The 22,297-nt window shown below is 69.6% G+C and carries 19 protein-coding genes and 1 tRNA gene; 7 read left to right on the top strand and 13 right to left on the bottom strand.

What is annotated here, in order from left to right; all coding sequences use genetic code 11:
• The first annotated feature begins 41 nt into the window (after nucleotides 1–41).
• Together AB0F18_RS21085 and pyk are read left to right on the top strand one after the other, a co-directional pair.
• Nucleotides 42–764, top strand: a complete 723-nt coding sequence (locus AB0F18_RS21085; protein ID WP_362062865.1) for an SIMPL domain-containing protein — start codon at nucleotides 42–44, stop codon at nucleotides 762–764.
• A gap of 156 nt (nucleotides 765–920) precedes the next feature.
• A complete protein-coding gene (gene pyk / locus AB0F18_RS21090) occupies nucleotides 921–2,348 on the top strand; it encodes a pyruvate kinase (RefSeq protein WP_362062867.1) in 1,428 nt (475 codons plus the stop codon).
• Between the two features lie 76 nt (nucleotides 2,349–2,424).
• Here the strand turns inward: pyk and AB0F18_RS21095 are convergent, their stop codons facing one another.
• The 3 genes from AB0F18_RS21095 to AB0F18_RS21105 all read right to left on the bottom strand — a co-directional run bounded on the left by AB0F18_RS21095 (nucleotide 2,425) and on the right by AB0F18_RS21105 (nucleotide 4,629).
• A complete protein-coding gene (locus tag AB0F18_RS21095) occupies nucleotides 2,425–3,549 on the bottom strand; it encodes a serine hydrolase domain-containing protein (protein WP_362062905.1) in 1,125 nt (374 codons plus the stop codon).
• A gap of 127 nt (nucleotides 3,550–3,676) precedes the next feature.
• Nucleotides 3,677–3,928 (bottom strand): EF-hand domain-containing protein, encoded by a 252-nt coding sequence (locus AB0F18_RS21100; RefSeq protein WP_362062869.1) that lies wholly within the window; start codon nucleotides 3,926–3,928, stop codon nucleotides 3,677–3,679.
• A gap of 35 nt (nucleotides 3,929–3,963) precedes the next feature.
• Entirely contained in the window at nucleotides 3,964–4,629 is a 666-nt protein-coding gene (locus AB0F18_RS21105; protein ID WP_362062871.1) for a MerR family transcriptional regulator, read from the bottom strand.
• A 118-nt stretch (nucleotides 4,630–4,747) separates the two neighbouring features.
• Between AB0F18_RS21105 and AB0F18_RS21110 the strand changes: the two genes are divergently transcribed.
• The 3 genes from AB0F18_RS21110 (at nucleotide 4,748) to AB0F18_RS21120 (ending at nucleotide 6,961) form a co-directional block, all read left to right on the top strand.
• Nucleotides 4,748–5,179 (top strand): Rrf2 family transcriptional regulator, encoded by a 432-nt coding sequence (locus AB0F18_RS21110; RefSeq protein WP_362062873.1) that lies wholly within the window; start codon nucleotides 4,748–4,750, stop codon nucleotides 5,177–5,179.
• Nucleotides 5,180–5,288: 109 nt separating this feature from the next.
• A complete protein-coding gene (locus AB0F18_RS21115; protein WP_362062875.1) occupies nucleotides 5,289–6,455 on the top strand; it encodes an MFS transporter in 1,167 nt (388 codons plus the stop codon).
• Nucleotides 6,452–6,961, top strand: a complete 510-nt coding sequence (locus AB0F18_RS21120) for a GNAT family N-acetyltransferase (RefSeq protein WP_362062877.1) — start codon at nucleotides 6,452–6,454, stop codon at nucleotides 6,959–6,961. Before AB0F18_RS21115 ends, AB0F18_RS21120 begins: the two co-directional genes overlap by 4 nt.
• Here AB0F18_RS21120 and AB0F18_RS21125 read toward each other — a convergent pair.
• Together AB0F18_RS21125 and AB0F18_RS21130 are read right to left on the bottom strand one after the other, a co-directional pair.
• Nucleotides 6,930–7,676 (bottom strand): transcriptional regulator, encoded by a 747-nt coding sequence (locus AB0F18_RS21125; protein WP_362062879.1) that lies wholly within the window; start codon nucleotides 7,674–7,676, stop codon nucleotides 6,930–6,932. The genes AB0F18_RS21120 and AB0F18_RS21125 overlap by 32 nt on opposite strands.
• 110 nt (nucleotides 7,677–7,786) lie before the next feature.
• Nucleotides 7,787–7,861, bottom strand: a tRNA-Leu gene (locus tag AB0F18_RS21130).
• A gap of 98 nt (nucleotides 7,862–7,959) precedes the next feature.
• Between AB0F18_RS21130 and AB0F18_RS21135 the strand changes: the two genes are divergently transcribed.
• Nucleotides 7,960–8,616: a response regulator gene (locus tag AB0F18_RS21135; RefSeq protein WP_362062881.1), complete on the top strand. Its 657-nt coding sequence runs from the start codon at nucleotides 7,960–7,962 to the stop codon at nucleotides 8,614–8,616.
• 68 nt (nucleotides 8,617–8,684) lie between these two features.
• Here the strand turns inward: AB0F18_RS21135 and AB0F18_RS21140 are convergent, their stop codons facing one another.
• The 7 genes from AB0F18_RS21140 to AB0F18_RS21170 form a co-directional block, all read right to left on the bottom strand.
• Nucleotides 8,685–9,401 carry an ABC transporter ATP-binding protein gene (locus tag AB0F18_RS21140; protein WP_362062883.1) on the bottom strand — a complete coding sequence of 239 codons (717 nt, stop codon included), beginning with the start codon at nucleotides 9,399–9,401 and terminating at the stop codon, nucleotides 8,685–8,687.
• Nucleotides 9,398–10,357, bottom strand: a complete 960-nt coding sequence (locus AB0F18_RS21145; protein ID WP_362062885.1) for an ABC transporter ATP-binding protein — start codon at nucleotides 10,355–10,357, stop codon at nucleotides 9,398–9,400. Before AB0F18_RS21145 ends, AB0F18_RS21140 begins: the two co-directional genes overlap by 4 nt.
• A gap of 3 nt (nucleotides 10,358–10,360) precedes the next feature.
• Complete coding sequence (locus tag AB0F18_RS21150; protein ID WP_362062887.1) at nucleotides 10,361–12,178, bottom strand: branched-chain amino acid ABC transporter permease; 1,818 nt, start codon at nucleotides 12,176–12,178, stop codon at nucleotides 10,361–10,363.
• 5 nt (nucleotides 12,179–12,183) lie between these two features.
• On the bottom strand, nucleotides 12,184–13,113 hold the full coding sequence (locus AB0F18_RS21155; protein ID WP_362062889.1) for a branched-chain amino acid ABC transporter permease: 930 nt from the start codon (nucleotides 13,111–13,113) through the stop codon (nucleotides 12,184–12,186).
• 95 nt (nucleotides 13,114–13,208) lie between these two features.
• Nucleotides 13,209–14,441: a branched-chain amino acid ABC transporter substrate-binding protein gene (locus AB0F18_RS21160; protein ID WP_362062891.1), complete on the bottom strand. Its 1,233-nt coding sequence runs from the start codon at nucleotides 14,439–14,441 to the stop codon at nucleotides 13,209–13,211.
• A 1,089-nt stretch (nucleotides 14,442–15,530) separates the two neighbouring features.
• A complete protein-coding gene (locus tag AB0F18_RS21165) occupies nucleotides 15,531–15,995 on the bottom strand; it encodes a hotdog fold thioesterase (RefSeq protein ID WP_362062893.1) in 465 nt (154 codons plus the stop codon).
• Between the two features lie 54 nt (nucleotides 15,996–16,049).
• The gene (locus AB0F18_RS21170; protein ID WP_362062895.1) at nucleotides 16,050–18,320 is read right to left on the bottom strand and encodes an FdhF/YdeP family oxidoreductase; all 2,271 of its coding nucleotides are present in this window, start codon (nucleotides 18,318–18,320) and stop codon (nucleotides 16,050–16,052) included.
• Nucleotides 18,321–18,423: 103 nt separating this feature from the next.
• On the opposite strand from AB0F18_RS21170, the gene polA reads away from it, so the two are divergent.
• Nucleotides 18,424–21,144 (top strand): DNA polymerase I, encoded by a 2,721-nt coding sequence (gene polA, locus AB0F18_RS21175; protein ID WP_362062897.1) that lies wholly within the window; start codon nucleotides 18,424–18,426, stop codon nucleotides 21,142–21,144.
• A gap of 21 nt (nucleotides 21,145–21,165) precedes the next feature.
• On the opposite strand, the gene AB0F18_RS21180 is transcribed toward polA, so the two are convergent.
• A complete protein-coding gene (locus AB0F18_RS21180) occupies nucleotides 21,166–22,023 on the bottom strand; it encodes a DUF4184 family protein (RefSeq protein WP_362062899.1) in 858 nt (285 codons plus the stop codon).
• Nucleotides 22,024–22,297: the final 274 nt, after the last annotated feature.

Below are 22,297 nucleotides of genomic sequence, written 5' to 3' on the forward strand. Positions count from 1 at the left end.
GATGACCAGACCCGCACGGGCGACGGTGCGACAGTGAAACCATGACCCAGGACGCCACGCACCCCACCCGGACCGACCACCAGCCCTACGGCACCCCCGAAGTCCCCCGCGTCGCCGTCCGCGGCGAAGCCCGCCTCGAAGTCGACCCCGAAATCGCCCGCATCGGCATCACTGTCAGCGCCCGCGGCACCGACCGCCGCTCCGCCCTCGACGACCTCACCCGCCGCAACAACACCGTCCTCGACCTCGTCAAGAGCTACGGCGACCCCGTCGAGAAACTCGAAACCGGCGCCTTCTCCATCACCCCCGAACTCACCCGCCACGGCCGCGGCGAACGCGTCCGCGCCTACCACGGCACCGTCCACATCACCGCCGAACTCAACGACTTCACCGCCCTCGGCGAACTCACCACCCGCCTCGCCGACCTCGAACTCACCCGCGTCGACGGCCCCTGGTGGGCCCTGCGCCCCACCTCACCCGCCCACGGCGAAGCCCGCCGCCAAGCCGTCCTCGAAGCCGTCCAGCGCGCCCGCGAATACGCCCACGCCCTCGGCGCCGACCTCGCCGCCCTCGTCGAACTCGCCGACCTCGGCGCCGAGAACGCCGCCCCCCTCGCCATGGCCGCCCCCGCCGGCGCCTACCGCTCCATGACCTTCGCCGGAGCCGAGGACGCGGGCGCCCCGCCCCTCGACCTGGAACCCCAGCGGCAGACCGTCTACGCCCAGGTGAACGCCCGGTTCACGATGACCCCGCCCCGGCTCTGAAACCCGTACGAAACGCCGAAGCGGTGACCCCGTGGGGGTGCTCATCGGAGCATCCCCACGCACATTCAACAAATGTCAACAACCCTTTGCCCAAAGGTTGTTGAGCAGACACGCCCACCTCATTTCCTACCCCTCGGTAGGGCATACGCTCGCCCCATGCGCCGAGCGAAAATCGTATGTACCCTGGGCCCCGCCACCGACTCGTACGACCAGATCAAAGCCCTGATCGAAGCCGGAATGGACATCGCCCGCTTCAACCTCAGCCACGGCACCTACGCCGAACACGAGGAGCGCTACCACCGCGTACGCAAGGCCTCCGACGAAACCGGCCGCAGCGTCGGCATCCTCGCCGACCTTCAAGGCCCGAAGATCCGCCTCGGCCGCTTCCACGAAGGACCCGTACTCCTTGAACGCGGAGACGAGTTCACCATCACCGTCGAAGACCACCCCGGCGACCGCCACACCTGCGGCACCACCTACCAGGGCCTCGCCACCGACGTCACCACCGGCGAACGCATCCTCGTCGACGACGGCCGCGTCACCCTCGAAGTCACCGCCATCGACGGCCCCCGCGTCCACACCCGCGTCATCGAAGGCGGCATGGTCTCCGACCACAAGGGCCTCAACCTCCCCGGCGTCGCCGTCTCCGTCCCCGCCCTCTCCGACAAGGACATCGAAGACCTCCGCTGGGCCCTGCGCACCGGCGCCGACGTCATCGCCCTCTCCTTCGTCCGCACCGGCCTCGACATCGAAGACGTCCACCGCATCATGGACGAGGAAGGCCGACGTCTCCCCGTCATCGCGAAGATCGAAAAGCCCCAGGCCGTCGAAAACATCGACGACATCGTCGCCGCCTTCGACGGCATCATGGTCGCCCGCGGCGACCTCGGCGTCGAAATGCCCCTGGAACAGGTCCCCATCGTCCAAAAGCGGGCCATCAAACTCGCCAAGCGCAACGCCAAACCGGTCATCGTCGCCACCCAGATGCTCGACTCGATGATCGAGAACTCCCGGCCCACCCGCGCCGAGGCCTCCGACGTCGCCAACGCCGTCATCGACGGCACCGACGCCGTCATGCTCTCCGGCGAAACCAGCGTCGGAAAACACCCCGTCGAAACGGTCCGCACCATGGCCCGCATCGTCGAAGCCGCCGAAGAGGACATCCTCGCCAAGGGCCTCCCGCCCCTCACCGACCGCAACAAACCCCGCACCCAGGGCGGCGCCGTCGCACGCGCCGCCGCCGAAATGGGCGACTTCCTCGACGCCAAATACCTCGTCGCCTTCACCCAGAGCGGAGACACCGTCCGCCGGCTCTCCCGCTACCGCTCACCCATCCCCCTCCTCGCCTTCACCCCCGACCCCGCCACCCGCTCCCAGCTCAACCTCACCTGGGGCGTCGAAACCTTCCTCGGCCCCCACGTCGACTCCACCGACGCCATGGTCGCCCAGGTCGAAGAACAACTCCTGCGCATCGGACGCTGCCAGACCGGCGACATCGTCGTCATCACCGCCGGCTCACCCCCCGGCGTCAGCGGAAAGACCAACCTCGTCCGCATCCACCACATCGGCGACCCCGTCCACTGACACCCACGCGCACATGAAAACGCCGCCGGGCCCACCCGAAAAAGGGCCCCGGCGGCGTTTCCGTGCACACCCGACCTCAACGACGGCACAGACTCCGGTCCACCAAAGCCTCCAACCGCCTCGTGACCGCGTAATCCGCCGGATCCACCGTCACCGCGACACTCACCGCGCGCCCGTCCCCGGCCACCCCACCCCGGATCTCGAACCCCGTGATGTCACCGCCGTGCCCCCAGTACACCCCACCACACGACAACGGCCGGCTCATCAAACCCAGCCCGTACCCCGCACCCGAATCCCCGACCGGCACGGTCCGCATCATCGCCTCCTGCTGCGCGGGCTCCAACAGGTCCCCCGCCAGCAACGCACCGAAGAAACGGTTCAGATCGGAGTTCGTCGACACCATCTGCCCCGCCGCCCACGCCGCCGACGGATCGATCTCCGTCACGTCCCGCAACGGCCCACCCACCACGTCCTGGTGATACGCCCGCGGATGCGCCTCCCGGATACCCCGCTCACGCGGCGCCGGAAAGTACGTGTGCCGCAACCCGAGCTCCCGCACCACCCGCCGGTCGATCTCCGAAGCCAGCGACCGCCGCGTCACCTTCTCCACGATCAGACCCGCCAGCACATAATTCGTATTGCTGTACCCGAACGTCTTCCCGTCCCGCGACGTCGCCGGATGCCGGAACGCGATCTCCAGCAGCTCACGCGGCTCCACATACCGCCCCTGCTCGATCGCATCCCCCACCTCCGCCTCATAGTCCGGAATACCGCTCGTGTGCTGGAGCAGCTGCCGCACCGTGATCCGACGCCCGTCGAACCCCTCCCCGCGCACCACCCCCGGCAAATGCTCCTCCACCCGGTCGTCGAGCCCCAGCCTCCCCTCACCCACCAACTGCAACACCACCACGGCCGTGAACACCTTGGTATTGCTCCCGATCCGCACCTGCCCGTCCCGCGGCACCACCGCACCCGTCACCACATCACCCACCCCGGCCGTGTAAGTCCGCGCACGCCCCTCCCCATCCGACACCGCCGCCAGCGCACCAGGCACCCCGCCCTCCCGCACCAGCTCATCCAGCCCCCGCTGAACGGAATCCGGCCGACCCGCCGCGAACGCCGCCGGCTGCGCACCCACCCCCACCGCCAGAACCCCGACCGCCACCACGGCCGCCAGCCTCCGACGCCTCTGCCTCGTCATCTCACCCACGCGCCGACTCCAGGAAAATCGCAGGAACACCACCGAAACGTGCTGCACCCACCCTTTCCCGGAGACGACCACCCACGGCATCCCGCTACCCACCCGACACCAGGTGGGGCAAACCCCCCTACCAGCCGAACCGGCGATCCACCTCGGCCTCGAACTCCTCGAACGTCAGCACCTGGTCACCGTTCTTGTCCGCAGCATCGAACAGAGCCGACGACGCGTCCGCGTCCCCCAGACCCCAGAACGGCAGATCCCCCCGCGCCGCCAGCGTCGGCCCCTTCGACCGCAGCGCCGAAATCACCTCCAGCCGCGTCAGCTCACCGTCATGGTTCAGATCCAGCGCATCGAACAGCTTCCGAGCCTTCTCGCTCATCGCGGCAACCCCTTCATCTCATCGGTCACCCCAACCTAGGGCACCCACCCCGGCACCACCTGCCAGCCGTTCACCGCCCACACCAGCCGCCAGTACCGCTCCACCCGCGGATCCACCGGCCCCTCGACCCCAGGCCCGGCCCGGAACACCTCCCCGAACCCCTCATCACCCATCAGCTCCACCAACTCCACCCACGCCTCCACCTGCTCCGCCGACGGATCCTCCGGCAGATCCGGCGCAGCCACCCGCACCATCGCCGCCACCGACTCCTCCGCCCCCTCCACCAACACGTCCACCAGCCGACGACGCTCCTGCGCCGACAACCGCGTCACCTCGTGCACCAACCGGACCTCCTCAGGACTGGACCCGCGCTCGGCCACCCACCGCAACACCGCCCCACGCAACCGCAACACCCGGATCTGCACCTCCACCGCATCGGCGTGCACCGCGGCCACCTCGGCCACCGACAACTCCCGATCCAGCACCCGCCGCACGCTGGGCAGATCCACACCCAGCTCACGCAGCGTCCGCACGAGCTCCAGACGTACCAGCGCGCCGACGTCGTACAGCCGGTACCCGGCACGACTTCGACCGGCCGGCGCGACGATCCCCTCGTCGGAGTAGAAGCGGATGGTCCGCACCGCCAGCCCGGACCTCCGGGCCAGCTCCCCGATCGGAAACAACTCCGCCGCGCCGTCCATGTCCCCACCTTGAGGTCTCCACCCACTGGAGACTCAAGGCTAGGTTCGGCAGCCGGACTGGACGCGCGGGCACCTGTTGTAACAGAATCAGTTGCGACAAGGGTGAAAGGAGAGGCCGATGAGCGCGAACAGCCGCATGACCGTGGCCACACACACCCTGACGTGGATGGCCCTCGTCTGCCCCAGGCGCCCCGACGGCATCGTCACCTCCGACCAGATCGCCAACAGCGTCAACACCAACCCCGTCGTCATCCGCCGCACCCTCGGCAACCTCCGCGACGCAGGCCTGGTGGAATCACGACGCGGCGTCGGCGCCGGCTGGCGACTCGCCCGCACACCCGAGGACATCACCCTCAGAGACGTCTACCTCGCCGTCGAACCCGACCCCCTCCTCGCCCTCCATGCCACCACCCCCAACCAGAAGTGCCCCGTCGGCACCGGCATCCCACCCGTACTGCGCGACGCCTACGACCGCGCGGAGGAATCGATGAAACGCGAACTCGCCTCCGTCACCATCGCCGACGTACTCCGCGACACCCTCGCCCCCTGACCCCGCCGCACCCACCACACCGGCCGGCCCCCACCCGCGGGCCGGCCTCTTTTCAGAACACCGTCGTAACCAAACCAGTTACATCAACCCTCCTGGAGCCCCCACCACCGTGCACCGCCCCCACCTCACCCTCACCCTCGCCACCGCCATGTTCGCCATCGGCACCGACAGCTTCGTCATCGCCGGCATCCTCCCCGACGCCGCACACTCACTCGACGTCCCCACCACCACCGCCGGCTGGCTCCTCACCGCCTACGCCCTCACCTACGCCCTACTCGGCCCCGTCATGGCCACCCTCACCACCCGCTGGCCACGCCGCACCCTCTTCCTCACCGGATTCACGATCTTCACCACCGGCAACCTCATCACCGCCACCATCCCCGTCTTCGGCGTAGCCCTCGCCGCACGCGCACTCGCCGGACTCGGCGGCGCCATGATCACCCCCGCCGCCATCGCCGCAGCCACCGCCCTCGCACCACCCGAACGCCGCGGCCGCGCCATCGCCACCGTCATGACCGGCCTCAGCGCCGCCACCGCCCTCGGCGCACCCCTCGGCACCGCCCTCGCCAGCCTCACCGGCAACTGGCGCACCACCATGCTCTTCGTCACCACCCTCGGCCTCCTCGCCGCCGCCGGAACCACCCTCCTCCCCACCCTCCCCACCCCACCCACCATCCCCCTACGCACCCGGCTCACCCCCCTCACCGACCAGCGCATCGGCCTCACCCTCCTCACCACCCTCCTCGCCTACACCGGCCTCTACACCGTCTACTCCTACATCGGCCCCTCACTCGACCGCGCCACCCACAACAACGGCACCACCCTCGCCGCCCTCCTCTTCGTCTGGGGCCTCGCCGCCACCGCCGGCACCCTCACCTCAGGCACCCTCACCGACCGCTATGGCAGCCGCCGCATCATCAACACCGCCATCACCATCGCCGCCATCAACTTCGCCCTCCTCCCATGGACCAGCGCCCACCTCCCCACCACCCTCGCCGCCCTCGCCATCTGGGGCGCCAGCGGATGGGGACTCCTCGCCCCACAAACCCACCGCCTGATCACCGCCCTCCCCACCGCCGCACCCCTGCTCACCGGCCTCGCCTCCGCGACGGTCTACACCGGCGTCTCCCTCGCACCCCTCGCCGGCCAAGCCGGCATCACGACCCTCGGAGCCCACTGGCTCGGCCCCATCGGCGCGGCATTCCTCATACTCGGCCTCGGCGCAGCGGAAGCAGCGCACACCGCCATCCACCGCAAGGAAAGCGAAACCCAGTGATCACCACCGACCGCCTCCACCTCCGCCCCCTCACCGAACACGACGCCGACTGGTGGGTCCGCCTCCACGCCGACGAAGAAGTCGGCCGCTTCGTCGGCAGCTACACCCACGCCCAAGCGGCAGCACGCCTCCACGACATCCAGCAACAGTGGAAGGAACGCGGCCACGGCCTCTGCGCCGTCGAACTCCGCGACACCGGCGAAACGATCGGCCGCTGCGGCCTGAACTGGTGGAAGGAATTCGACGAAACCGAAATAGGCTGGACCTTCGCCCGCACCCACTGGGGCCACGGCTACGCCACGGAAGCGGCCCGCGCCGTCCTCGCCTGGGGCTTCGGCCCCTTGGGCCTCGACCAGATCACCGCCATGATCCACCACGGCAACACGGCCTCGACCGCCGTCGCCCACCGCCTGGGCTTCACCCCCCTACGCGAGGACACGGTCCTGAACCGCCCCTGCACGGTCTACGGCCTGCTCAGTGCTTCGGGCCGACATGGGCGTCCATGAGGGCGACGGATTCCTTCCGCGCGATGGACACGTTGAAGGGGTCACTGCCCCGCGCGAGGACCGTCCACTGGACGCCGACCTTGGCGAGGGTGTCGGTGCAGAGCCGCCGGATGTCGTCGGACTTGTTGGTGAAGAAGTACCGCGGGTACTCGTACCGCTTCCCGTTCCGGACGGTCCAGTTGGTGATCCGGCACCCGTCGGAGTGGATGAGCCCCCGGATGAACTCCCACGGGTGAGCGTCCACGATCTCCTGCTGCCAGGGTTCGAGGGCGATGCGGCGTTCGTGCTTCTTGCCGGGGGCATGCTGCGGGAACAGGCAGGTCCAGTGCCGCCCGTAGCTGGTGACGGCCACGCAGCCCTGGCGCTGCAACACGTAGACCTTGTCGGTCGGCCGCACCGCAAGGACAGCTGCCCGGCACTGCTGGATGAGTCCGGGCCAGGCGTTGTCGCAGAAGATGCGGAGGTGGTGCCCGCCGCGCGGGTGCGGGCTGATGCACCCGTCGCCGAGGTAGAGGCCGAGGAGGTAGGCGTAGGCGGACTCGTCAGCCGGGCCGGCGCAGGGTGCCGATTGGTTCAGGCGGGGGAGCGGGTCGATGCGAGTCTGCCAGGAGCGGATGGCGGCTCGGGATATCCCGGTTTCCTTGCTGACGGAGTTCATGCTGCGCCCCTCGGCGAGCATGGCGAGGGTGCGCTTGCGTGTCGCGATGTCGTACATGCGATCGACGCTGACGTGTGCAATTCGCCCACGTGCCGCAATTCCGCGAGCTTCCCTAAAACGGGTGAAGGCCACACGGATATCGCGTGACCTTGGAATTTAAGGAAGAGTGCCCCAGGTGGGATTCGAACCCACACTGTCCGCTGTTTGAGAGCGGCCTCTCTGACCAATTGGAGTACTGGGGCCTAAGAAACGTAGGGAACAGGGATCCCTGCGTGGCACCACCTTACAGGAGCTAGGTAGGCTCGGGGGAGCTTGTTATGCCCCGCAAAGAGGAGCCTCCGTGACCGCCGAGCACGAGTCGACGCCCACGCCCGACGCCGACCAGTCGCACGTTCCGCCGCTGACGACCCGCGTCGTCATCGCCGAGGACGAGGCGCTCATCCGTCTCGACCTCAAAGAGATGCTCGAAGAGGAGGGCTACTCCGTCGTCGGCGAGGCCGGCGACGGCCAGACGGCCATCGAGCTCGCGCGGGAGCACCGCCCCGACCTCGTCATCCTCGACGTGAAGATGCCCGTCCTCGACGGGATCTCCGCCGCCGAGAAGATCGCGGGGGAGTCCATCGCCCCGGTCCTCATGCTCACCGCCTTCTCGCAGCGCGACCTCGTCGAGCGGGCGCGGGACGCCGGGGCCATGGCGTACCTGGTGAAGCCGTTCAGCAAGAGCGACGTGGTCCCGGCCATCGAGATGGCCGTGTCCCGGTTCGCGGAGCTGAAGGCGCTGGAGAAGGAGGTCGCGGACCTCTCCGCGCGTCTGGAGACCCGCAAGCTGGTCGACCGCGCCAAGAGCATCCTGCAGACCCAGTACGGGCTGACCGAGCCGGCCGCGTTCCGGTGGATCCAGAAGACCTCCATGGACCGCCGCATGTCCATGCAGCAGGTCGCCGAGGCGGTCATCGAGGACGCCGAGGAGAAGAAGCAGAACGCCGCCGGGAAGTAGTCCCGGAGCATGCGTGAGGCCCGTCTCCCCCCGAGGGGAGACGGGCCTCACGGCTTTGAGGGTGCGGGCTAGTCCTCGCCGAGGTACGCCTTGCGGACGTCCTCGTTGACGAGGAGCTCGCGGCCCGGGCCGGTCAGGACGATCTTGCCGATCTCCATGACGTGGCCCTGGTCGGCCAGCGACAGCGCGGCCTGGGCGTTCTGCTCGACCAGCAGGATCGTGGTGCCGGAGGCCTTGAGCTCGGCGATCGTCGCCATGATCTTCTGCATCATGAGCGGCGAGAGGCCCATGGAGGGCTCGTCGAGCATGAGCAGCTTCGGCTGGGACATGAGCGCGCGGCCCATGGCGAGCATCTGCTGTTCGCCGCCGGAGAGGGTGCCGGCGGCCTGCTTGCGGCGCTCTCCCAGGATGGGGAAGAGGTCGTAGGCGCGCTGGACGTCCTTCTGGATGCCTTCTTTGTCGCTGCGCAGGAAGGCGCCGAGGAGGAGGTTGTCCTCGATGCTCATGCGGGGGAAGATGTGCCGGCCCTCGGGGGAGTGGGCGAGTCCGAGCGAGACGATGCTGTGTGCGGGGACCTTCTTGAGGGACTTGCCCTGGAACTTGATCTGGCCGCCCTTGGGCTTGATCAGTCCGGAGAGGGTGCGCAGAGTGGTCGTCTTGCCGGCGCCGTTGGTGCCGATGAGGGTGACGATCTGGCCTTCTTCGACGGTGAAGGAGATGCCTTTGACGGCTTCGATCTTGCCGTAGGCGACGCGGAGGTCTTCGACCTCCAGGAGGGCGGTCACTTGGCTTCTCCGTCCGTGCTGGTGGTGCTGTGCGCGTCGGCGTCGGCTTCGGCGTCGGCCGGGGCTTCGGCTTCGGCCTCGGCTTCCGCTTCGGGCTCGGCTTCCGCTTCGGCGGCGTGTTCGGCGGCCTCGACTTCGGCGGCTTCCTCGGCGCCGGGGGCGCCTTCGAAGGGTTCGCCGAGGTAGGCGGCGACGACGCGTTCGTCGCTCTGGACCTCGCCGGCGGTGCCTTCGATGAGCTTTTCGCCCTGGACGAGGCAGGCGACGCGGTCGCAGAGGTTGAAGATGAAGCGCATGTCGTGCTCGATGACGAGTACGGCGATGCCCATGTCCCGGATGGCGAAGATGAGTTCTTCGGTGGCCCGGGTTTCCTGCGGGTTCATGCCGGCGGTGGGCTCGTCCAGGAGGATGAGGCCGGGGTCGCTGGCGAGGGCGCGGGCGATCTCCAGCTTGCGCTGCTCGCCGTAGGGGAGGTTGCGGGCGAGGTGTTCGGCCTTGTTGGCGAGGCCGATGAACTCCAGGAGCTCCATGGCGCGCTCGCGGCTGGCCTGCTCCTCCTTGCCGAAGCTGGGGAGGCGCAGGAGGGCGGACCAGAGGCCTTCCTTGGTGCGGGTGTGGCGTCCGACGAGGACGTTTTCCAGGACCGTCATGTTGTTGAAGAGACGGATGTTCTGGAAGGTGCGGGCGATGCCGGCCGCGGTGACCTTGAAGGACTTGGGGGGCAGGACCGTGCCCTTGTACCGGACTTCGCCCTCGGTGGGGATGTAGAGGCCGGTGAGGCAGTTGAAGAAGGTGGTCTTGCCGGCGCCGTTGGGGCCGATGAGGCCGACGATCTCGCCGCTGCGGACGGTGAGGTCGACGTTCTTGACGGCGGTGAGGCCGCCGAAGCGCATCGTGACACCGCGGGCGTCGAGGACGGTCTCGGCGGTGGCCGTTTCGGTCGTGGTGGTGGTCATGGATCAGGCCCCTGCCTTGCCGAGGACTGTGGGCGCTTCGAGGTCCTTGTGGAGTTCGAGCTGGTTGCGCCGGTTGGGGATGAGGCCTTCGGGGCGCAGGCGCATCAGGATGACGAGCGCGATGCCGAAGACGAGGAGCTGGTACTCGCCCAGGAACTGGAGCTTGTTGGGGATCATGAAGAGGAGGGCGCCGCCGACGAGGGGGCCGGAGATGGTGCCCATGCCGCCGAGGACGACCGCGGCGAGGAGGAACGCGGAGTTCGGGGGTACGGCGTTGGCGAAGACGTACTGGTCCGGGGTGACGGTGTAGTTCACGTGGGCCTGTACGGCGCCGGCGAGGCCGGCGAGGGTGGCGCCGAGGGCGAAGGCGATGAGCTTGACGCGGAAGCCGTTGATGCCCATGGCTTCGGCGGCGGTTTCGTCTTCGCGGATGGCGACCCAGGCGCGGCCGATGCGGGATTCGGCGCTCCGGCGGAAGACCATGATCACGATGAGGGTGACCAGGAGCATCAGCAGGAAGTAGTTGGCGAAGCGGCCGACGGCGAATCCGAAGAAGTCGTGGGTGGCGCCGAAGTCGAACCCGAAGAGGTCGACGTTGGGGACACCGGCGACGCCGTTGGGGCCGTTGGTGAGGTCGGGGCCGGAGACGCCGTCGAGGTTGTTCATCGAGATGCGGAAGATCTCTCCGAAGCCCAGGGTGACGATGGCGAGGTAGTCGCCGCGCAGGCGCAGGGTCGGGGCTCCGATGAGGACGCCGAAGACCATGGAGGCTGCGGCGCCGAGGAGGATGGCGGCCCAGAAGGGGAGGTGGACTCCGAAGGGGGAGTTGGGGGAGCCGGAGACCAGGGCCGCGGTGTAGGCGCCGACGCCGAGGAAGGCGACGTAGCCGAGGTCGAGGAGGCCGGTGAGGCCGACGACGATGTTCAGGCCGAGGGCGACGGTGGCGAAGATGAGGATGTTGACGCCGAGGGTCGCGTACTGGTCGTCGGTCTGGGTGAGGGGGAAGGCGGCGGCCGCGACGAAGGCGCCGACGAGGGCGACGTTGCGGTGCTTGGTGGTGAGGGCGGTGAAGCGGGCGACCAGGCCGGCCTTGTTGAGGGCGGCGAAGCCGAAGCCGGCGGTGATCAGGAAGCCGATGAAGAGTTCCTGGTAGGGGGTGGTGACGCCGTAGGTGAAGACGCCGAGGCCGACGGCGAGGACGGCGGTGATGATGAGGATCTCGGCGTAGGCCGGGAGGGCGCGGGCCGGCTTGGCGGTGCCGCTGGCGTGGGCGGCCTTGGTGACGGCCCAGCTGTTGCCGATGTTGTGCTTGGTCTGCTCCCACCAGCTGTCTTCGGGGTCGGCGAGTTCGGTGACCGGGCGCTCGAAGGGGAGGGAGCGGGCGCCGAGGTAGGCCAGGAGTGCGGTGGCGATGGCGACGAAGCCGCCGGGCTCCAGGTTGACGAGGCCGCCGAGGGTGTTGCTGATGGCCCAGGCCGTGTAGGCGACGGTGAGGAGGGTGCCGAGGGCGCAGAGCTTGATCGCCGCGTCGGTTCCGGCGGGGGCGATCCAGCGCAGGCCCTTTGTGCCGTAGGAGGCGAGGCCGAAGACGGTGGTGAGGGCGCCGCCGACGAGGACGAGCCACTGGAGGCCGCCGGGGTATCCGTAGACGGTGAGGTCGCCGGGGAAGGCGGAGGTCCAGGTCCAGGCGAGGAAGCAGGAGAGGACGGTGAGGGCGCCGCCGGCGGTGGCGAGGGCGCGGGCGGTCTTCTCGGGGAAGGAGATGCCCTTGCGGCCGGTGGCCGCCGTCTGCTGCGTGGTGTCGGTGGTGGTGGTCGTCATGGTTCTCACGCCCTGTCCGCCACGCGCTCGCCCATCAGGCCCTGGGGCCGGAAGAGGAGCACGAGGATGAGGAGTACGAACGCCCAGGTGTTGCCCCAGGACTGGCCGCCGAGCTGCTGCATGCCCGGCACGTCGGCGATGTAGGCGGTGGTGAGGGTTTCGGCGAGGCCGAGGACGAGGCCGCCGATCATGGCGCCGTAGATGTTGCCGATGCCGCCGAGGACGGCTGCGGTGAAGGCCTTGAGCCCGAGGATGAAGCCCATGCGGTAGTTGACTTCGCCGTACTTGAGGCCGTAGGCGACGGCGCCGACCGCTGCGAAGGTGGCGCCGAGGGCGAAGGCGACCGTGATGATGCGGTCGGTGTTGATGCCCATGAGCTTGGCGGTGTCGGGGTCCTGGGCGGTGGCCTGCATGCCGCGGCCGGTGCGGGTCTTCTTGACGAAGAAGCCGAGGAAGGCCATGGAGATGGGGGCGGCGATCAGCAGGAAGACGTCACCGGTCTGGATGGTGATGCTGCCGATGTGGAAGGCGCCGCCGGGGAGTTCGGGGAACTTGACGGAGGACTTCGCGTTGGGGAACCAGGCCCAGACGACCTGCTGGAGGACGATGGAGAGGCCGATGGCGGTGATGAGCGGCGCGAGGCGGGGTGCGCTGCGCAGGGGCCGGTAGGCGAAGCGTTCGGCCCCGACGGCGATGAGGGTGGCGACGATGATGGCGCCTATGAGCATGAGCGGCAGGGCGATCCACATCGTGGTGCCACCGGGGAGCATCAGCCAGACCGTGAGGGCTCCGAACCCGCCGGTCATGAAGATCTCGCCGTGGGCGAAGTTGATGAGCTGGACGATGCCATAGACCATCGTGTAGCCGATGGCGACGAGCCCGTACATGGATCCCAGTAGCAGGCCGTTGACCAGCTGTTGCGGCAGTTCGTGCACCGCAGGTCCTCCGAGTCTTTCGACGGATGTGACACCGCGCGGGGCGCTGTGGTGCGGCGCCCCGCGCGGCAGGTGAGGGGTGAGGGCTAGGCGGGTCAGCCGGCGAGGGTGCCGGACTCGACGGTCTTGAAGTCGTCGCCGTCGACCTTGTAGACGGTGAGCTGCTTGTTGGTGGCGTCGCCGAATTCGTCGAAGGAGACCTTGCCGGTCACGCCGTCGAAGTTGACGCCCTGGACGGCCTCGAGGACCTTGGCGCGGGCGTCGGAGGGCAGCTTGCCGTTGTTGGCGTCGGCGACCTTCTTGACGGCTTCGATGACGGCCCAGGCGGAGTCGTACGAGTAGCCGCCGTAGGCGGAGTAGTCGTCCTTGTAGCCGGCCTTCTTGTAGTTGTCGACGAACTCCTTGGCGGAGGGGAGGCTCTCGACGGGGGCGCCGACGGAGGTGCAGAGGTCGCCCTGGGCGCCGGGGCCGGCGAGCTCGACGTACTTCTTGTCCTTCATGCCGTCGCCGCCGACGAGCGGGATGTTGGTGCCGGAGGCCTTGATCTGCTTGCTGAGCGGGCCGGCTGCGGGGTACTCGCCGCCGTAGTAGACGACGTCGGCGCCCGAGGACTTGACCTGGGTGACGATCGCGGAGAAGTCCTTGCTCTCGGGGTCGATGTGGCCCTCGCCGACGACCTGGCCGCCGAGCTTGGTGAACTCGCCCTTGAAGGTTCCGGCGAGACCGGCGCCGTAGGTCTTCTTGTCGTCGATGATGAAGACCTTCTTCTTGCCGGCCTTGTTGAAGAGGTACTGCGCCGCGTAGGGGCCCTGGATGGCGTCCGTGGTGGCGGTGCGGAAGTAGCTCTTGTAGGTGCGGGCCTTCTGGCCTTCGGCCCACTTGGGGCCCTGGGTCAGGGAGGGGCTGGTGTTGGCCGGCGAGATCTGGGTCAGCTTGGCGTCGTCGAAGACCTTCTGCATGGCCTCGGAGACGGAGGAGTTGAGGGGGCCGACGACGCCGAGGACGTCCTTGTTCGCCGTGAGCTTGGTGGCGTTCTGCTGGCCGGAGGAGGCCTGGGCCTGGTCGTCGAGGGCTTCGACCTTGAAGGTGATGCCCTTGACGTACTTCTTCTCGTTGGCCTGCTTGGCGGCGAGGTCGGCGGAGTTCTTGATGCCGAGGCCGAGGGCGGAGAGGTCGCCCGTCAGCGGGGCGTCGACGCCGATGACGACCGTGGTGTTGCCGTCGCCTCCGGCGGAGCCGCCGTTGTCGTTGCGCGAGCCGCAGGCGGTGAGAGTGAGAGCGCCCGCGGCGAGGGCGGCGGTCACGGCGATGAGCTGACGAGAACGCACAATCAGTCCTTTCCTGGCGCCGCGCCCCCGGTGGGACGCGTCGAGTCGAACGCGGGGAACCGAACTGAGGAAATCCGGCGGTCGCGGTAACTGGGCGTGACTCTAGGCGGCTCTTCGGGGGATATGGAGGGCTGAGGCCAATGATGTGACTCTCTTGTTATGCCACGGCGTAATACATAGCGGATGTGTGCGGGGGGAACGGGGGAATTCAGGCCGGTTCGTCTTGTCCGGATGCTGAGATGGGGCAGGAGCATGCGGCGGTTTGGTGCTGACACGCCAGGACTCTAGGGGTTTTTGGTCATGACGGCGCGGTGGAGGGCTTGTCTCGATCTTCGGGACATGCCCTGGTCAGTGCGACGGAAAGATCCCTGGCATATCGGTCACCGGGGATGTAACTGTGATCCTCTTTCTGGATTCCATTACTCAGGGTTACTTCCAGGAATGGGAGTCCAGAATTCCGTGCTACATGCACGCAGTCTTTTGCCTCAATCAGCACGAGGAGCTCGCGGACTTCTCCCGGCGCGACCGCGGCCGGGAGGCGTGGCCGGATCGTCACGCTCAGCGCCGGTGACGGCTGGCCGATCCGCTCCACGATGACGGGGGGACCGGACGAGCTCCGCACACGGACAGTGAACGCGAAGGCGGCGCCGTCGGGGGCCGGCTCGACCGGATTCCCGTAGGTGAGGGAGAGGGACTGGGAGGGGGCGGGCGGCGGGAGCGCCACCGGCGGCTCGGGGCGGGTGGCGTGGATCCGGAGGGCCGCGGCGGCCAGGACGGCCGCGGACGCGGCGGTCAGGACGGCCCGGCGGTGGCGGCCGTAGAAGGCGCGCGGGCGCTCGGTCCAGCGGGGAGGGGGAGGCGTACGGGGCCCCGTACGCGCGCCCTCCCGGTCCCAGGTGCCCTCCCCGGGCTCCAGCGGGCCTATCCCGCTCCCGGTCATCGGGGTGGCGTTGCCGTGGGGGCGGCGGTGATGTGCCGCGGCGCCGGTCCGGTTCCCATACGGGGAACGCTAGACCGGCGCCGGGGGAGCGCACAACGGGTCGTCTCGGCCCCGTTGTTAAGGCTCCGTGTCGTTCATGGAGGCGGAGTTCAGGACTCCGTCTCGCGCAGGAGGCAGGTGAGGCGGGCGGTGCAGACGCGGCGGTCCTGGTCGTCGGTGATGACGATCTCGTAGGTGGCGGTGGAGCGGCCCCGGTGGACGGGGGTGGCGGTGCCCGTGACGATCCCCTCGCGCGCGCCCCGGTGGTGGGTGCAGTTGAGGTCGACGCCGACGGCGATCTTCTTGCTGCCGCCGTGCATCATGGCGCCGACTGAGCCGAGGGTCTCGGCCAGGACGGCGGAGGCGCCGCCGTGCAGGAGTCCGTAGGGCTGGGTGTTGCCCTTGACGGGCATCGTGGCGACGACGCGGTCGGCCGAGGCCTCCAGGATCTTGATCTCCATGCGCTCGCCGAGGGCGCCGGCCGAGAACAGGGCGGGCAGGTCTATGCCCAGGGCCGCGTACTCGTCCAGGACTTCCTGGGGGAACTTCACGGCGTGCTGCTGCTCGTCGGCCATGGGCCTGCTCCGTTCGTCAACGCTCGTTAACCATGTGGTCCTGGGGTCGTTCTATCAGGCCGGTTCGAAGCGCACGACGACGGACTTGCTGGCGGGGGTGTTGCTGGTGTCGGCGGTGGAGTCGAGGGGGACCAGGACGTTGGTCTCGGGGTAGTAGGCGGCGGCGCAGCCCCGGGCGGTGGGGTAGTGGACGACGCGGAAGCCGGGGGCGCGGCGCTCGACGCCGTCCTTCCATTCGCTGATCAGGTCCGTGTAGGAGCCGTCGGCGAGGCCGAGCTCGGCGGCGTCGTCGGGGTGGACCATGACGACGCGGCGTCCGCCGGTGATGCCGCGGTAGCGGTCGTCGAGGCCGTAGATGGTGGTGTTGTACTGGTCGTGGCTGCGCAGGGTCTGCAGGAGCAGGCGCCCGGCGGGGACCTCGGGGTACTCGACGGGGGCGGCGGTGAAGTTGGCCTTGCCGGTCTTGGTGGGGAAGCGGCGCTCGTCGCGGGGGCCGTGGGGGAGCTGGAAGCCGCCGGGGCGGGCGACGCGGGCGTTGAAGTCCCCGAAGCCGGGGACGACGCGGGCGATGCGGTCGCGGATGGCGGCGTAGTCCCCTTCGAAGTCCTCCCAGGGGGTCTTCGAGGCGGTGCCGAGGACGGCGCGGGCCATGCGGGCGACGATGGCGGGCTCGGAGAGCAGGTGGGGGGAGGCGGGGGCGAGGTTGCCGCGGGAGGCGTGGACCATGCCCATGGAGTCCTCGACCGTGACGAACTGCTTGCCGCTCGCCTGGACGTCCTTGTCGGTGCGGCCGAGGGTGGGCAGGATCAGGGCGCGCCGGCCGGTGACCGCGTGGGAGCGGTTGAGCTTGGTGGAGACGTGGACGGTCAGGGAGGCGTTGCGCATGGCCGCTTCGGTGACGTCGGTGTCGGGGGTGGCGCCGACGAAGTTGCCGCCCATGGCGAAGAAGACCTTGGCGTGCCCGTCGCGCAGGGCCTCGATGGCGCGGACGACGTCGTAGCCGTGGGCGCGCGGTGAGGTGATGGAGAACTCGCGGTCGAGGGCGTCGAGGAAGGCGGGTGCGGGGCGTTCGAAGATGCCCATGGTGCGGTCGCCCTGGACGTTGGAGTGGCCGCGGACGGGGCAGACGCCGGCGCCGGGGCGGCCGATGTTGCCGCGGAGCAGGAGGAGGTTGACGACCTCGCGGATGGTGGCGACGGCGTGCTTGTGCTGGGTGAGGCCCATGGCCCAGCAGATGATGGTGCGCTTCGAGGCGAGGACCATGGCCAGGGCGCGTTCGATCTCGGGGCGGGTCAGGCCGGTGGCCTTGAGGGTTTCGTCCCAGTCGGCTTCCTTGGCGGCGGCGGCGAACGCGTCGTAGCCGTGGGTGTGCTCCCGGATGAAGTCGTCGTCGAGGGCGCCGTCCGTCTCGATGACGAGCTTGTTGAGGAGGCGGAAGAGGGCCTGGTCGCCGCCGATGCGGATCTGGAGGAAGAGGTCGTTGAGGGCGGTGCCCTTGATCATGCCGAGGGGGGTCTGGGGGTTCTTGAACCGCTCCATGCCGGCTTCGGGCAGCGGGTTCACCGAGATGATCTTCGCGCCGGCGGTCTTGGCCTTCTCCAGGGCGGAGAGCATGCGGGGGTGGTTGGTGCCCGGGTTCTGTCCGGCGACGATGATCAGGTCGGCCCGGTGGAGGTCTTCGAGGGAGACGCTGCCCTTGCCGATGCCGATGGTCTCGCTGAGTGCGGAGCCGGAGGACTCGTGGCACATGTTGGAGCAGTCGGGCAGGTTGTTGGTGCCGAACTCGCGGGCGAAGAGCTGGAAGAGGAACGCGGCCTCGTTGCTGGTGCGGCCGGAGGTGTAGAAGACGGCCTCGTCGGGGGAGGAGAGGGCCTTCAGCTCCTCGGCGATGATCGCGAAGGCCCGTTCCCAGCTGACGGCCTCGTAGCGGTCGCCGCCTTCGGGCAGGTACATCGGGTGGGTGATGCGGCCCTGCTGGCCGAGCCAGTAGCCGGAGCGCCCGGCGAGGTCGGCGAGGGGGTGCTCGGCGAAGAAGGCGGGGGTGACGCGGCGCAGGGTGGCCTCTTCGGCGACGGCCTTGGCGCCGTTCTCGCAGAATTCGGCGGTGTGCCGCTTGTCGCCCTCGGGCCAGGCGCAGCCGGGGCAGTCGAAGCCGTTCTTCTGGTTGACCTTGAGGAGGGTCTGCGCGGTGCGGAGCAGGCCCATCTGCTCGTTCGCGATCTTGAGGGTGTGGCCGATGGCGGGCAGGCCGGCCGCGGCGTGCCGAGGGGGTCCGACGTGCGGCGCGTCCTGTACCGGATCACCTGCGGGCGGCTTGGTGGCCATGTCGCTCCCCTTCGAGCAGTTTTCTCGTACACCCCGATCCTGTCACGCTCCGCCGACATCGCCGACGGCGGATTTGTCGGTGGGGGCGCCTAGGATCGGGGGCGTGGCAGAGACAGCATCGAAGAAGACCGACCAGACGACCGCAGCGGACCGCCCCCGCCTGATGCTCATGGACGGGCACTCCCTGGCGTACCGGGCGTTCTTCGCGCTGCCCGCGGAGAACTTCACGACGGCGACGGGCCAGCCGACCAACGCCATCTACGGCTTCGCGTCGATGCTGGCGAACACGCTGCGCGACGAGGCGCCCACGCATTTCGCGGTGGCGTTCGACGTGTCCCGCAAGACCTGGCGTTCGACGGAGTTCCCCGAGTACAAGGCGAACCGTTCGAAGACCCCCGACGAGTTCAAGGGGCAGGTCGAGCTGATCGGCGAGCTCCTGGACGCGATGAAGGTGCCGCGGTTCGCGGTCGACGGCTTCGAGGCCGACGACGTGATCGCGACGCTGGCGACGCAGGCCGAGGCCCTGGGCTTCGAGGTGCTGATCGTCACCGGCGACCGGGACTCCTTCCAGCTGGTGTCCGAGCACACGACCGTGCTGTACCCGACGAAGGGCGTCTCGGAGCTGACCCGGTTCACGCCCGAGAAGGTCGTGGAGAAGTACGGGCTCACCCCGCGCCAGTACCCGGACTTCGCGGCGCTGCGCGGCGACCCGTCGGACAACCTGCCGGGCATCCCGGGCGTCGGTGAGAAGACGGCGGCGAAGTGGATCAACCAGTTCGGTTCGTTCGCGGAGCTGGTGGAGCGGGCCGAGGAGGTCAAGGGCAAGGCCGGGCAGAACTTCCGCGACCACCTGGAGTCCGTCAAGCTCAACCGGGTCCTGACCGAGATGGTCAAGGACGTGGAGCTGCCCAAGACCCCGGCCGACCTGGAGCGCGCCCCCTACGACCGCGGTGCGGTCACGGGGGTGCTGGACGTGCTGGAGATCCGCAACGCCTCGCTGCGCGAGCGGCTGCTGGCCGTGGACCCGGGCGCGGCCGAGGAGGAGGCGCCGGCTCCGGCGGCGGGTGTGGAGCTGGACGGGTCGGTGCTGGGCGCGGGCGAGCTGGCGCCGTGGCTCGCGGCGCACGCGGGCGGCCCCCTCGGCGTCTCCACCGTGGACAGCTGGGGGCTGGGCCAGGGCAGCGTCGCCGAGGTGGCGCTGGCCGCGGCGGGCGGTGCGGCCGCCTGGTTCGACCCGTCCGAGCTGGACGAGGCCGACGAGCGGGCCTTCGCCGCGTGGGCGGCCGACCCGTCCGCGCCGAAGACGGTGCACAACGCCAAGGGCCTGATGCGGGTCTTCCCGGAGCACGGCTGGACCCTGGCGGGCGTCGTCATGGACACGGCGCTGGCCGCCTACCTGGTCAAGCCGGGCCGGCGCTCCTTCGCGCTGGACGTGCTGTCGGTGGAGTACCTGGGCCGTGAGCTGCAGCCGCCGGCCTCCGACGGGCAGCTGGCGTTCGGCGCCGACGAGACCGCCGAGGCGGACGCGCTGATGGCGCAGGCCCGCGCGGTCCTCGACCTGGGCGACGCGTTCACCGCGAAGCTGCCCGAGGTCGGCGCCGTCGAGCTGCTGCACGAGATGGAGCTGCCCACCTCCGAGCTGCTGGCCCGCCTGGAGCGGGCGGGCATCGCCGCCGACCGCGACCACCTGGAGGGCATGGAGCAGCAGTTCGCGGGCGCCGTGCAGCAGGCGGTGAAGGAGGCGCACGCGGCCGTCGGGCACGAGTTCAACCTGGGCTCGCCCAAGCAGCTCCAGGAGGTGTTCTTCGGCGAGCTGGACCTGCCCAAGACGAAGAAGACGAAGACCGGCTACACGACGGACGCGGACGCGCTGGCCTGGCTGGCCACGCAGACCGACCACGAACTGCCGGTGATCATGCTGCGTCACCGGGAGCAGGCCAAGCTGCGCGTGACCGTCGAGGGCCTGGTCAAGTCGATCGCCGCCGACGGCCGGGTGCACACCAGCTTCAGCCAGACCACCGCCGCCACGGGCCGCCTGTCGTCCACGGACCCCAACCTGCAGAACGTGCCGGTGCGCACGGACGAGGGCCGGGCCATCCGCCGCGGCTTCGTCGTCGGCGAGGGCTACGAGTCGCTGATGACGGCCGACTACAGCCAGATCGAGCTGCGGGTCATGGCCCACCTCTCGGAGGACGCGGGCCTGATCGAGGCCTTCAACTCCGGCGAGGACCTGCACACCACGGTCGCCTCCCAGGTGTTCGGGGTGGAGCGTTCCCAGGTCGACGCCGAGATGCGCCGCAAGATCAAGGCCATGTCCTACGGCCTGGCCTACGGTCTGTCGGCGTTCGGTCTCGCCCAGCAGCTGAACATCGAGCCCGCCGAGGCGCGCGGCCTGATGGAGACCTTCTTCGAGCGGTTCGGCGGGGTCCGCGACTACCTCCAGCGCGTGGTGGACGAGGCCCGGGCCACCGGCTACACGGCGACGGTCTTCGGGCGCCGCCGCTACCTGCCCGACCTCAACAGCGACAACCGCCAGCGCCGCGAGGCCGCCGAGCGGATGGCGCTGAACGCCCCGATCCAGGGCACCGCCGCCGACATCGTCAAGGTCGCGATGCTGCGCGTGGACAAGGCGCTGGGCGAGGCCGGTCTGGCGTCGCGGATGCTGCTCCAGGTCCATGACGAAATCGTCCTGGAGGTCGCCCCCGGCGAGCGGGAGCGGGTCGAGGAGCTGGTGCGCCGCGAGATGGGCGCCGCGGTCGAGCTGCGGGCCCCGCTGGACGTGTCCGTGGGCGTGGGCGGCGACTGGGAGTCCGCCGCGCACTAGCGCCCGCGCGCCCGTCCCCGCCTACGCGGTGGGGACGGGCGTTCGCGTTTCCCGGTCCGGGAGGGCGTCGTTCCGGCCGCGGTGGTGGCGTGCTCGCACCAGGGCCCCGTACAGCAGGAGGCCCACCGCGAGTCCGCCGCCGGCTCCGAAGCAGAGGGTCGGGATGATGTCGAGGGGGCTGCGGATGCGGTCGTAGAAGGTGAAGAAGCGCATCACCCGCAGGGTGATCCCGGCCGTGACGCACGCGCCGACCAGGAGCAGCGCGCCCCACTTCTCCGCCCGGCCGAGTACCGGCACCGACCGGGGCGCGGGCCGTGACGGCAGGCGGCGCAGGCCGCTGACGGTGAACCAGAGCAGGGCGCACGCGGCGACCGCGGAGGTGCCGTACTGGAGGAAGGTGTACGGAGCCAGGCCGAGGGCGATGGGCCGGGCCAGCCACGGCAGCGCGTTCGTCCCCCAGCGGTCCCCGTGCGTGAAGCTGTCCCACACCACGTGGGTGAGCGAGCCGGTGACCGCCGAGAGGTAGAACCGCAGGGCGAGCACGGGCAGTCGGAGCCCCCGCCAGTGCTCGCCGCGGACGAAGGCGTGCACCCGCCCCCGCCGGGAGGGCGGCAGCAGCGCGAGCAGCGGCTCGCGCAGCAGCAGCCAGTACGCGGCGAGGGCGGCGGTGATGACGGCGTCCGCCGAGGCCACGCCCAGCAGGGAGTGGGTGAACGTGCCGTAACCCATGAGGCCGCCGACGACCGCGTCCGCGAAGAAGAAGAAGTCCGGCGCGAACGACCCCAGCACCAGCGCCGAGGCGACCAGCGGCCCCCGGGCGCGGCCCGTGCGGCGGATGGCCGGAAGTACCGCGGCCGCGTGGCTGAGAGTGAACGGCACGGTGCCTCCCTGGGGTTGCCGACTGCCGGGACAGTATGCGTGAGCTGCGCAGGGACGTGGGGATGTGGTGAATGTGCTGCCCGTAGTGCGTGCCCTGTGCAGGGAGTTGACGTAGGGTCACGCGGACGTTCGGACGTCCAGTGGAGGGTCCCGCTCATGTCGGCACGAATATTCGGACGCGGCCTGCGCCGGGGCGCGGCCGCGGCACTTGTCTCGGCCCTGGTGGCCGCGGCGATGACGGCTTCCCAGGGCCCGGCGGCCGCCGGCCCCGAGC

This window comes from Streptomyces sp. NPDC029216, assembly GCF_040648015.1.
Classification (GTDB): Bacteria; Actinomycetota; Actinomycetes; order Streptomycetales; family Streptomycetaceae; genus Streptomyces.